Origin of the sequence: Streptomyces sp. NPDC012835 (genome assembly GCF_042900885.1) — a bacterium.
Taxonomy (GTDB): domain Bacteria; phylum Actinomycetota; class Actinomycetes; order Streptomycetales; family Streptomycetaceae; genus Streptomyces.
The window spans coordinates 19,502-31,936 of record NZ_JBIBBW010000011.1; the positions used below are offsets into that span (position 1 = coordinate 19,502).

The 12,435-nt window shown below is 70.8% G+C and carries 8 protein-coding genes; 3 read left to right on the forward strand and 5 right to left on the reverse strand.

Annotated features, from left to right (window positions below):
- Positions 1–149: 149 nt before the first annotated feature.
- On the reverse strand, positions 150–653 hold the full coding sequence (locus ACFY6S_RS31140) for an Rv3235 family protein (protein WP_388824947.1): 504 nt from the start codon (positions 651–653) through the stop codon (positions 150–152).
- A 281-nt stretch (positions 654–934) separates the two neighbouring features.
- Between ACFY6S_RS31140 and ACFY6S_RS31145 the strand changes: the two genes are divergently transcribed.
- The 3 genes from ACFY6S_RS31145 to ACFY6S_RS31155 all read left to right on the forward strand — a co-directional run bounded on the left by ACFY6S_RS31145 (position 935) and on the right by ACFY6S_RS31155 (position 7,647).
- Positions 935–1,441 (forward strand): DUF6912 family protein, encoded by a 507-nt coding sequence (locus ACFY6S_RS31145; RefSeq protein WP_388824950.1) that lies wholly within the window; start codon positions 935–937, stop codon positions 1,439–1,441.
- 104 nt (positions 1,442–1,545) lie between these two features.
- On the forward strand, positions 1,546–2,214 hold the full coding sequence (locus ACFY6S_RS31150; protein WP_388824953.1) for an HAD family hydrolase: 669 nt from the start codon (positions 1,546–1,548) through the stop codon (positions 2,212–2,214).
- Positions 2,215–2,613: 399 nt separating this feature from the next.
- Complete coding sequence (locus ACFY6S_RS31155; protein WP_388824956.1) at positions 2,614–7,647, forward strand: NAD-glutamate dehydrogenase; 5,034 nt, start codon at positions 2,614–2,616, stop codon at positions 7,645–7,647.
- Positions 7,648–8,261: 614 nt separating this feature from the next.
- On the opposite strand, the gene ACFY6S_RS31160 is transcribed toward ACFY6S_RS31155, so the two are convergent.
- The 4 genes from ACFY6S_RS31160 to ACFY6S_RS31175 all read right to left on the reverse strand — a co-directional run bounded on the left by ACFY6S_RS31160 (position 8,262) and on the right by ACFY6S_RS31175 (position 12,338).
- Positions 8,262–8,912 (reverse strand): hypothetical protein, encoded by a 651-nt coding sequence (locus tag ACFY6S_RS31160; RefSeq protein WP_388824959.1) that lies wholly within the window; start codon positions 8,910–8,912, stop codon positions 8,262–8,264.
- Positions 8,913–9,014: 102 nt separating this feature from the next.
- On the reverse strand, positions 9,015–10,223 hold the full coding sequence (locus ACFY6S_RS31165; RefSeq protein WP_388824962.1) for a helix-turn-helix domain-containing protein: 1,209 nt from the start codon (positions 10,221–10,223) through the stop codon (positions 9,015–9,017).
- A 99-nt stretch (positions 10,224–10,322) separates the two neighbouring features.
- On the reverse strand, positions 10,323–11,021 hold the full coding sequence (locus ACFY6S_RS31170) for a hypothetical protein (RefSeq protein ID WP_388824966.1): 699 nt from the start codon (positions 11,019–11,021) through the stop codon (positions 10,323–10,325).
- Between the two features lie 105 nt (positions 11,022–11,126).
- Positions 11,127–12,338, reverse strand: coding sequence for a helix-turn-helix domain-containing protein (locus ACFY6S_RS31175; protein ID WP_388824969.1), 1,212 nt, complete (start codon positions 12,336–12,338; stop codon positions 11,127–11,129).
- Positions 12,339–12,435 lie beyond the last annotated feature (97 nt).

The following is a 12,435-nucleotide window of genomic DNA, read 5'->3' on the forward strand; positions in this document are numbered from 1 at the left end:
GGTCTCGGGCCGCCCGTCCTGTCCCGTACCACCTGCATCCGGGCCGGGGCCGTCGCACACTCGCTGTGCGGCGGCCCCGGCCCGCTGTCGTGGTCACGCGGGCGACCCTGCCGTGGTCACGCGGGTGAGCGGCCCGGCTCGGCGCCCGCTCATGATCCGGCGGCGGCCCGTTCGCCGCCGACCTCGACCGCCGCGCACCGCCAGCGCAGATCGGCGCTCTGCTCCAGCCGGAACGCCAGAGCGCGCACCTGTTCCCCCGCCGCGATGCTGGCGGACGCCTCCACCACGCCGGCGCAGGGCTGGAACCCCCGGCAGGTGCGGACCACGGGGCGTGCGCCCCGCGCCCTGAGCGGGGCGGCGGGCGCCAGGCGTACGAGCTGCTCGTACGCCTCGCCGACGGTGTGGCCCAGCATCCAGTGCACCGGGCGGTGGCCGCTGAGGACCGCGAGCAGCCGCTCGGCGAAGAGTTCGTGCGGCGGGAGGTGCGTACGCCGGCGCGGGCGTGCGCTGGCGGGCCTGCGCTGATCGCGCCTGCCGGGCGGCCTGCCCGGGGCGACTGCCCTGGCCGCCGACCGGTCGGCGGCCGTTCCGCGCGGGGGAGCGGCGTGTGTCGCGGAGCCGGGAGTGGTGGCCGTCGTGCTGGTCCTGTTCACGCAGATCGCCCCCGTTCTGCCCGACCGGCGCGATACCGGTCGGTAACTTGTCGTTGGGGGATCTTTTACGGTTCCTTGGCGGGCGGACGCAAGGACCCCGGGCGTGGACAGCGGCGGGTCGTCGAATCACCTATCCGGGTGGCCCACGGGCGGTGCCGGCCCCGATGACGCACCGGCGAGCGGGTTCCGGTGGACGCCCACGAGCGCCGAGGTCATCACCCCGAAGGGGGACGCGCGCACGTATCCTTTGAAAGCTCTCCCTCTACCGAAAGCGGCCAGCCATGCGCGTCTACGTCCCCCTGACCCTTCCCGGTCTCGCAGAGGCGCACAGGACGGGCGAAGTGGGGCCGGGACCGCTGGTCGCCTACGCGGTGACGCCCGGACTGCGCGAGTGGTACGTCTCCGACGACATCGAGGAGCTGGAGTACGCGGCCCTCAACCGGGCCGCCGCCGCCTCGCTGAGGCTGCTCGCCGCCGACCCCGGGGCCCGGCGCCGCAGGGTGGTCGTCGCGGCGGACGTGCCGGACCGCGAGGCCGTGGCCGACCCGGACCTGGCGCTGGACCCGGCCGGCCTCGGCGAGGTGCGGATCGCCTCGGCGATCGCGCTCGCGAAGGCGGCGGCGGTGCACGTCGACTCCGACGAAGCGGACGCCGAGGTGAGCGCCGCCGCCGCGGCCCTGGGCGCGGCCGACCACGGCGACGACGACGCCCGGTTCACGGTGGACGGGGCGGAGGACCACGAGTTGCTCTGGTACGGAATCCAGGAGATCCCGAACCTGCTCGGCTGACGCACCGGGCGAGCGCACCCCGGCGCACGACGCGCGGGTCGGTGCACCCTGGCGCCAGGACGCGGCCGGGGCCGCTGTCAGACCCTGCCGGTACCGTTCTGGGCATGGGGAAGCAGCACGCGCATCTGGTCTGGGACTGGAACGGCACCATCCTCGACGACATCCGGGCGGTCGTCGGGGCGACCAACGCGGCCTTCGCCGAGATAGGTCTGGAGCCGATCTCCCTGGACCGCTACCGCGAGCTGTACTGCGTCCCGATCCCGCGCTTCTACGAGCGGCTGACGGGCCGGCTCCCCAGCGACGCGGAGTGGGTCGCGATGGACGAGACCTTCCACCGGCACTACACGCGGCGCCGCTCCGGCTGCGCGCTGACCGCGGGCGTGGAGGAGCTGCTCGCGGCATGGTCGCTCGACGGCGGCAGCCACTCGCTGCTGAGCATGTACGGCCATCAGGAGCTGGTCCCCGTGGTGCGGGGATACGGGATCGAGCGCCACTTCCTCCGGATCGACGGACGCACCGGCCCCTCCGGCGGCAGCAAGGCCCTGCACATGGAGCGCCATCTGACCTCGCTGGCCGCCGAGGGCGCGATATCCGCCGCCCGTACGGTGGTGATCGGGGACGCGGTGGACGACGCGGTCGCGGCGGCGCACGTCGGCGCGCGGGCCGTGCTGTACACCGGGGGCACGCACAGCCGGACCGCCCTGGAGGCGGTCGGCGTCCCGGTGGTGGACAGCCTCGCTGAGGCCGTCGCCGTCGCGCGGGACCTGACGTGACCGCCGGGGCTCCGGCCGTTCACGGCGGTCCCGAAGACCACCGGTCCCGTTCCTGTCGCTGTCCACAGCGTCCAACTCGGCGCACCGCTTTTGTACACAAGCGGCTCATGACGGCCCCCCGGTGGAGAGCGATAGCCTTGGGCTCGTGATCAGCGCGATACGCCGTGGGGGCAGCGAAGCCCCCGGCCTGCGCCCGGAGCGCCACCGCGCCCGGGCGGTCGTTGGTCACCAGGAGCGACACGCCCTGAATCCCGGGCCGGCGGCCGAAATTGGCCAATAACGCCCCGGACATCTCTCATCGCGGCATAACGTCGACTCAGACCGGAAACCTCGCGTCGTGGCGTTGTGTCGCTTCCTTCACCTACGTCACGCAATGGCGCGCGACAGGAGCCAGAGGACATGCAGACCAAGCTGGACGAAGCCAAGGCCGAGCTGCTCGAACAGGCGGCCCGGGCCGCTGAGAACAGCCCGGCGGGGGGTACGGGAGGGCCGGGGCGCGGCCCCAGAAAGGACAACGCCTCGGCCGGGTCCCGCACCGCCGGCCACGGAGAGGGTCCCGCCGGCCGGGACGCGATTCTGGCGTACCTCCAGCGCTACTACCTGCACACCGCCCCCGAGGACCTGACGGGACGCGACCCGCGCGACATCGGCGGCGCCGCGCTCTCCCACTACGGGCTCGCCCGGAGCCGCCCCCAGGGGACGGCCAGCGTCCGGGCGCACACCCCGACGGTCGAGGAGAACGGCTGGACGTGCAGCCACTCCGTCGTCGAGGTCGTCACCGACGACATGCCCTTCCTCGTGGACTCCGTCACCAACGAGCTGACCCGGCAGAACCGCGGCATCCACGCGGTCGTCCACCCGCAGATCGTGGTGCGCCGCGATGTCGCCGGGAAGCTGATCGAGGTGCTTCCCGAGGGGGCGGCCACCTCCGGGGAGCTGCCGCACGACGCGGTCACCGAGTCCTGGATCCATGTCGAGATCGACCGCGAGACCGAGCGCGCCGACCTCAAGCAGATCACCTCCGACCTGCTGCGCGTCCTGTCCGACGTCCGCGAGACCGTCGAGGACTGGGAGAAGATGCGCGGCTCCGCGCTGCGCATCGCCGACGAGCTGCCCGGCGAGCCCACGGCGGGCGACCTGCGCGACCAGGAGGTCGAGGAGGCCCGGGAGCTGCTGCGCTGGCTCGCCGCCGACCACTTCACCTTCCTCGGCTACCGCGAGTACCAACTGACCGACGGCGACGCCCTGTCCGCCGTACCCGGCACCGGCCTGGGCGTGCTGCGCTCCGACCCGGTCCACAGCGAGAGCGACGACCACCCGGTCAGCCCGTCCTTCAGCCGGCTGCCCGCCGACGCCCGCGCCAAGGCCCGCGAGCACAAGCTGCTCGTCCTGACCAAGGCCAACAGCCGGGCCACCGTCCACCGGCCCGGCTACCTCGACTACGTCGGCGTCAAGAAGTTCGACGCCAAGGGCAATGTCGTCGGGGAGCGCCGCTTCCTCGGGCTGTTCTCCTCGGCCGCGTACACCGAGTCCGTACGGCGGGTCCCGGTGATCCGGCGCAAGGTCGCCGAGGTCCTGGAGGGCGCCGGCTTCTCGCCCAACAGCCACGACGGCCGCGACCTGCTCCAGATCCTGGAGACCTACCCGCGCGACGAACTCTTCCAGACGCCCGTCGACGAACTCCGCTCGATCGTCACCAGCGTGCTCTACCTCCAGGAGCGCCGCCGGCTGCGGCTCTACCTGCGCCAGGACGAGTACGGGCGCTACTACTCGGCCCTCGTCTACCTGCCCCGCGACCGCTACACCACCGGGGTCCGGCTGCGGCTCGTCGACATCCTGAAGGAGGAGCTGGGCGGGACCAGCGTCGACTTCACCGCCTGGAACACAGAATCGATTCTCTCCCGGCTGCACTTCGTCGTCCGGGTCCCCCCGGGCACCGAGCTGGCCAAGCTCACCGACGCCGACACGGACCGGATCGAGGCCCGCCTCGTGGCCGCCGCCCGCTCCTGGGCCGACGCCTTCGGCGAGGCGCTGAACGCCGAGTACGGCGAGGAGCGCGCGGCCGAGCTGCTGCGCCGTTACGGCTCCGCCTTCCCCGAGGGGTACAAGGCCGACCACTCCCCGCACGCCGCCGTGACCGACCTGACCCATCTGGAGGCGCTCGACAAGGCCGAGTCGGACTTCTCGCTCGCGCTGTACGAGCCGGCGGGCGCCGAACCCGGCGAGCGACGCTTCAAGATCTACCGCTCGGGCGAGCAGGTCTCCCTCTCCGCCGTCCTCCCGGTCCTCCAGCGGCTCGGCGTCGAGGTCGTCGACGAGCGCCCCTACGAACTGCGCTGCTCGGACCGCAGCCACGTCTGGATCTACGACTTCGGCCTGCGGCTGCCGCAGAGCGGGGCCACGGGCGTCGACTACCTGACCGAGGACGACCGCGAACGCTTCCAGAACGCCTTCGCCGCCGTCTGGACCGGAGCCGCCGAGAACGACGGCTTCAACTCCCTCGTCCTGGGGGCCGGTCTGGACTGGCGCCAGGCGATGGTGCTGCGCGCGTACGCCAAGTACCTGCGCCAGTCGGGCTCGACCTTCAGCCAGGACTACATGGAGGACACCCTCCGCAACAACGTCCACACCACCCGGCTGCTGGTCTCCCTCTTCGAGGCGAGGATGGCGCCCGAGCGCCAGCGCGCGGGCATCGAGCTGACGGAAGCGATGCTGGAGGAGCTGGACGGAGCCCTCGACCAGGTCGCGAGCCTGGACGAGGACCGCATCCTGCGCTCCTTCCTCACCCTCATCAAGGCCACGCTGCGGACCAACTTCTTCCAGGGGAAGGAAGGCAGGGGCAAGGACAAGGACAAGGAGAAGGGGGACGCCGGGTTCCACGACTACGTGTCGATGAAGTTCGACCCGCAGGCCATCCCCGACCTCCCGGCGCCCCGCCCGGCGTACGAGATCTGGGTGTACTCCCCGCGCGTCGAGGGCGTCCACCTGCGCTTCGGCAAGGTCGCGCGCGGCGGGCTGCGCTGGTCGGACCGGCGGGAGGACTTCCGTACCGAGATCCTGGGCCTGGTCAAGGCGCAGATGGTCAAGAACACGGTGATCGTGCCGGTCGGCGCCAAGGGCGGCTTCGTCGCCAAGCAGCTGCCCGACCCGGCCGCCGACCGGGACGCCTGGCTCGCCGAGGGCATCGCCTCGTACCGGATCTTCATCTCGGCACTGCTCGACATCACCGACAACATGGTCGCGGGCGAGGTCGTGCCCCCCGCCGACGTGGTCCGCCACGACGGGGACGACACCTATCTCGTCGTCGCCGCCGACAAGGGCACCGCCAGCTTCTCCGACATCGCCAACGAGGTCGCGGTCTCCTACGACTTCTGGCTCGGTGACGCCTTCGCCTCCGGCGGCAGCGCCGGATACGACCACAAGGGCATGGGCATCACGGCGCGCGGCGCCTGGGAGTCCGTCAAGCGGCACTTCCGCGAGCGCGGCCACGACACCCAGACCGAGGACTTCACCGTCGTCGGCGTCGGCGACATGTCCGGTGACGTCTTCGGCAACGGCATGCTGCTCTCCGAGCACATCCGGCTCGTCGCCGCCTTCGACCACCGGCACATCTTCCTCGACCCGCACCCCGACGCGGCCACCTCCTACGCCGAGCGCCGCAGGCTGTTCGAGCTGCCGCGTTCCTCGTGGGCCGACTACGACAAGTCGCTGCTGTCGCAGGGCGGCGGGATCCACCCCCGTACCGCCAAGTCCATCCCCGTCAACGCGCATGTGCGCGAGGCCCTCGGCATCGAGCCCGGCGTCACGAAGCTGACCCCCGCCGAGCTGATGAAGACCATCCTCCAGGCCCCCGTCGACCTGCTGTGGAACGGCGGCATCGGCACGTACGTCAAGGCGTCCACCGAGACGGACGCCGACGTCGGCGACAAGGCCAACGACGCCATCCGCGTCAATGGCGAGGACCTGCGGGTCAAGGTCGTCGGCGAGGGCGGCAACCTGGGACTGACCCAGCTCGGCCGGATCGAGTTCGCCCGGCGCGGGGCGGGCGGCGAGGGCGGCCGGATCAACACCGACGCCATCGACAACAGCGCCGGCGTGGACACCTCCGACCACGAGGTGAACATCAAGATCCTGCTCAACGGCCTGGTCACCGAGGGCGACATGACCGTCGAGCAGCGCAACAAACTGCTCGCGGAGATGACCGACGAGGTCGGCGCGCTCGTCCTGCGCAACAACTACGCGCAGAACACCGCCCTCGGCAACGCCCTGGCCCAGGCGCCCTCCCTGCTCCACGCCCACCAGCGCTTCATGCGCCGGCTGGTGCGGGACGGGCACCTCGACCGGGCGCTGGAGTTCCTGCCCGCCGACCGCCAGGTCCGCGAGCTGCTCAGCTCCGGCCGGGGCCTGTCCCAGCCCGAACTGGCCGTCCTGCTCGCCTACACCAAGATCACGGCGGCGGACGAGCTGATCCACACGGATCTGCCCGACGACCCGCACCTGCGCAAGCTGCTGCACGCGTACTTCCCGCAGCCGCTGCGCGAGCGGTTCGCCGAGCAGATCGACGCGCACGCGCTGCGCCGCGAGATCATCACGACGGTGCTGGTCAACGACACGGTCAACTCGGGCGGTTCGACGTTCCTGCACCGGCTGCGCGAGGAGACCGGGGCGTCGATCGAGGAGATCGTACGGGCGCAGACGGCGGCCAGGGAGATCTTCGGGCTGAGCGCCGTCTGGGACGCGGTCGAGGCGCTGGACAACCAGGTCCCGGCCGATGTGCAGACCCGGATCAGGCTGCACTCGCGGCGGCTGGTCGAGCGCGGTACGCGCTGGCTGCTGGGCAACCGGCCGCAGCCCCTGAAGATCGCCGGGACCATCGCGTTCTTCGCGGCGGGCGTGGAGCGGGTCTGGGCGCAGCTGCCCACGATGCTGCGCGGCGCGGAGCTGGAGTGGTACCAGTCCATCCTGGCGGAGCTGACGGACGCGGGTGTTCCCGAGGAACTCGCCGTACGGGTGGCGGGATTCTCGCCTGCCTTCCCGACGCTCGACATCGTGGCGATCGCCGACCGTACGGAGCAGGACCCGCTCGACGTCGCCGAGGTGTACTACGACCTCGGGGACCGGCTGCGGATCACCCAGCTGATGGACCGGATCATCGAACTGCCCCGGGCCGACCGGTGGCAGTCCATGGCCCGCGCCTCCATCCGCGAGGACCTGTACGCGGCGCACGCCGCGCTGACGGCGGACGTGCTGGCGGTGGGCAACGGCAGTTCGACGCCGGAGGAGCGGTTCACCGCCTGGGAGCTGAAGAACGCGGCGATCCTGGGCCGGTCGCGTGCCACCCTGGACGAGATCCAGGGCTCGGACGCCTTCGACCTGGCGAACCTGTCGGTCGCGATGCGGACGATGCGCACGCTGCTGCGTACGCACAGCTGACGCGTCGGCCGGGCGGTTGGCCCAGCCGCCGTCCGGGCCGGGGCCTTCGGGCTCCGGCCCGGACGGGGGCCGGGCCCCTCCCGTACGTACCGGCCGGTCAGCGCGACGGCGTGGTGACGTAGGGGCGACGGGTGTCTCGTGGGCGTGGTGGCCCATGCCCATCAGGCGTTCGGCGCAGGACCGGCAGGCGTACAGGGGCGTTTCGCCGTACGGGCCGATCAGCTCGCCGACCCGGCTCACCTGAAGGCCGCCACGGTCGCAGCGGAAGCAGTCGCCCAGGTGCACCGGGGCGGCGGCGTCCCGGGCCGTCACAATTCTTCGGCCGTCCGGCGCCGGCTCCGGCACGCGCACGGGCAGGGCCGGGGGCCCGAGAGCGCCAGCGCGCGGGCCTGCGCCTGGACGTACGTCGTGCCCGTACAGCGGTGCGGGGAGCGCAGCTCGAAGATGTCGGCGGCCAGGCACGGCGGGCACGGGGCGGGCACGCCGGGCTCCCCGGAGGGGGGCGGCCTCCCCGAGGGGCGGGCCGTGCCACAGCATCGTCGTTCCGCTCTCCTCGCACCGGGTGCCCAGGAGGTATCCGGTGGGGACATGGGGGCCGGTGCCCGGTTCCCGCGTCATCGGGCCGCCCGTTCGGTCTGGCGCAGGGTGGCGCCCTGGTCGCACGGTTCGCTGTGGGTGCATGTGGGGCATGTGATGAGGTGGTTCAGTAGGTTTCGCCAGGCGTGTGTGTGTGGGTGTGCGGGGTTTTCGAGTCGTTCGGCTCCGGCGCGCAGTATGGTCGCGACGGCGTCGGGGAGGCAGAGGCGGTCCGGGCTTTCCAGGGGTGTGGCCCAGTAGGGGGCGGCCATGCGCTGTGGTGTGGCGTCGATTTGGGGGACGGCCAGCCAGGCGCCGCGGCCGAGTACCGCGGCGTGGGGGGAGAGCCATGTTTCGGTTGTCCTGGGTGGTACGAGGGCGTAGTACCAGAGTCCGTGGCGGCAGATCACGGGCCCGTCGAGTGCGGCGGTCAGTCCGGCGCGTACGCCGTCTTCGGTGGTGCTGCCGAGGGCGGCGTGTACCAGGTCGGGGTGCATTTTGACGGCGTCGAACCGGTGCCCGGTCGGCAGCATGGCCGGGCGCTGTTCCTTCCAGTCGCGGAGTGGGATGTCGGGGTCCTTGGCGGTCAGGGACAGCCATCGGGCGACGGCCTTACGGGCCCGGCGCCGGGGACCCGCCGGGGGATGGGGTCGGTGGGGGCGCGTGGGTGCGCCGTGGGGATCGGACATGGTCGACTCCGGGTGACGGGGCGTATGTTCTCCGTCACATCGTGTCGACTGGGGAAGCCCGTGGTGTTCCTCTCTCGGGAACACCGAGCCGCTTCCCGGGTGCTACATGCCGACCCATGCGGCCATGGCGGAAAGGGAGTCGGAGGCGCGGCGCTGCCGTCGCACCAGCACGCCGATGGTCTCCCGCATCAGCGGATGGTACCGAGCCTGCTGAGGAGCGATCTCGCGTGCCCGGCGCAGTGCGCGTTGCGCGGCCTCGGCCTTCCCCATCTGCGCGTAAGCCCTGCCCATCTCCATGTAGTAGCGCCCCATGCGCATCTTGGGGTGGCCAACGGGAAAGCGGAGTTTTCTGGCTTCCTGGACCGCTCCGCCGAGCTGCCCCAGTTCCACTCGGGTCGCCACCTCGTAGTGCAGCACGTTCGTCTTGCCGAAGGAGGTCCAGTACACGTGGGGCACATCGCGGCCGATCTGGTCCGCTGCCCTATTGGCCAGCTCCATGTAGCCGCTGACGCTTTCCTTGTTCTGGGCCTGGGCGGAGGCGATGGCCGACGCGAGATGGAGGGTGCCGGTGACAGCCAGGGCATCCACCGGCCGCCGGCTCTCTGACTGTTCGACCAGGGCGTGACCGCGCTCGATGATCCGTCCCGCCATGTGGTTGTCCCCGCGACGCAGCAGGATGCTGGACCGCTTGGCCAGCCGAACGGCGAGAAGCAGCGGGTCCTGTGCCTGTTCGGCCATCCAGCCCATGCGCTCCAAGGCGATCGAGGCGAGGTGGTGGTAGCCGAGCCGGTAGGCGAACTCGTAGCTGACCCAGTAGCACCAGCTGAGAGTCGCGCTCGCGCTCCGGTACTCCGCACTTCCCAGGGGCAGCACATTCACGGCGGTGATCAGTTCACCCAGGAGTCCGGGCAGGCGCGCGCCGACGTTCTTGTACTCCGTGGCGCACGCCCCGGAGCACAGGACCGCGACATCGTCGGCGATCCTGGAGATCGGACGAGGGGTGATGTCCGGGTCCGGTCCGAGGTCATACATGTCGAGCGCGTTCGACAGCGGACTGATCAGCCGGTCGAGGTGGTCCTGCCGCAACTCCGAGATGTAGGGCTGGCCGTAGAGGACGGCGACATCTACCTGAAGGGCTCGGGCGCAAGCCGCGACGACGGCGGTACTCGCCGGCGAGAGACCGGCCTCGACCTTCGCGATCGTGCTGCGTGAGAGGAACGCGTCGCGCGCCAGCGCGGTCTGCGACATCTGGCGGAGCTTCCGGTAGTCCGCGATGCGTGCGCCGGTGTGCTCCTGACTGCTGTGCGCCATGCTGAACTCCGTTCTGAACCGGTTACTCAGAACGGTAAGCCCAGGCGGCCACGTGTCGGCGGCCAAGTGGGCTCTGAACGACTCGCGTTGACGCCCGGCTCAGCACGAGCCGGGCGCCCCCTGGCCGTAGTGCCGCAGTACCGAGGCACCGCCGGTCGCCCGTTCGGTCTGGCGCAGGGTGGCAGCCTGGTCGCACGGTTCGCTGTGGGTGCATGTGGGGCATGTGATGAGGTGGTTCAGTAGGTTTCGCCAGGCGTGTGTGTGTGGGTGTGCGGGGTTTTCGAGTCGTTCGGCTCCGGCGCGCAGTATGGTCGCGACGGCGTCGGGGAGGCAGAGGCGGTCCGGGCTTTCCAGGGGTGTGGCCCAGTAGGGGGCGGCCATGCGCTGTGGTGTGGCGTCGATTTGGGGGACGGCCAGCCAGGCGCCGCGGCCGAGTACCGTGGCGTGGGGGGAGAGCCATGTTTCGGTTGTCCTGGGTGGTACGAGGGCGTAGTACCAGAGTCCGTGGCGGCAGATCACGGGCCCGTCGAGTGCGGCGGTCAGTCCGGCGCGTACGCCGTCTTCGGTGGTGCTGCCGAGGGCGGCGTGTACCAGGTCGGGGTGCATTTTGACGGCGTCGAACCGGTGCCCGGTCGGCAGCATGGCCGGGCGCTGTTCCTTCCAGTCGCGGAGTGGGATGTCGGGGTCCTTGGCGGTCAGGGACAGCCATCGGGCGACGGCCTTACGGGCCCGGCGCCGGGGACCCGCCGGGGGGTGCGGTCGGTGGGGGCGTGTGGGTGCGCCGTGGGGATCGGACATGGTCGACTCCGGGTGACGGTATGCGTGCGTGTCGTCACATCGTGTCGAGGTGGGAAGGGCTGAAGTACCCCAAGCTGGGGTACCCCGAAGATGCCCTGAGCTTGACTACTCCAGGCCGAACCAGGTACTCAGCGAGCGGAGTTCCTCCGTCGTCCGCCGATACTTCATAGTCAGCAGCAGCGCCGCGTCGCGAGCCATGGGTTTGTACCGCGTCACCTGGGGTGCGGCCCTGCGTGCCTCCTGCAAGTTCCTCAGAGCCTCGTCCCGGCGGTCGGCCTCGATGTGAACCCGGGCCACGTTGATGTGATACGCACTCATCCGTGTGGGAGGGACGGTGTCGGGGAGTTCTCTGTTCTTGCCGATGACCTTGTCGGCCTCCGCGATCTGTTGTAGCTCCAGGCGGGCCTGGATCTCATGGATGGCCAGGTTGCCCTGGCCGAACACCACGCTGTGGTGCCGCCGATCGTGCGCGTGCGGCAACTCGGCGAGCAGATTCCGTGCTGCCTCCATGTGATGGTCGGTCGCTGCCTTGTCGCGTTGCCTGGACGCGAGGGTGACCTCCCGCAGCCGCATCCCGCCGAGGACGGTCACGTACTCGGCACCACGTCCGCGCCCCTCATCCGTGAGCTGCTCACGGGCTGCTCGCAGTACGCGCAATCCGGCGTCGTATTCGTGAGCGGACTTGAATGTCTCCACCCTCTTGTACTCGGCAAGAGCCGTGAGGAGCGGGTCTCCCGAGAGGTCGGCGGCCCACCGCAGACGGTCCTCCACCTGGCCTCGCAGGTCCGGGTATCCGAGTCGGTACGTGAGTGTGTGGGCCAGGTCGTAGGCCAGCGAGAGCAACCGTGCGGCCTGCTGCTGCTCACGGCCCGTGCGCAGGTGCACGGAAGCGGTCAGTTCTTCGAGCAGCGCGGGAAGAGACTCCCCGAGTCTGGTGAGACGGCCACGAACCCTGTGTTCGGTCACGGCCTGGACCTCGGCGTGGAGTTCGGACAGCGGGCGAGGTAGTTCGAACCAGTCGGCGGGCAGGTCCCAGTGCCGAAGTGCCGCGCGAACCTCGGTTATGGGGGCGTGCACTTGCTGATCCTGCGGCAGCCGGCGATAGGGCTGACCCGTCAGGTCTTCGACCGTGACGTGAAGGACTCGCGCGACGCCTGCGAGGATGCTGGGGGTGGGCGGACGCTCGCCGCGCTCGACCTTACGGATTGAGCCGAGAGACAGATGAGCGTGCTCGGCGAGTTGCCGCTGTGTGTAACCAGCCAGCTTCCGACGCGAGGCCATGCGCGCGCCGATATGAATATCAGTGGGCTCCGGCATACTGCACTCCGTTCTGACCTGGATACTCAGAACGGTAAGCCCAGCCGCCTCCGGGCGGACACGGCTCGCTCCTCAAGTGGGCCCTGCCCCATTACGG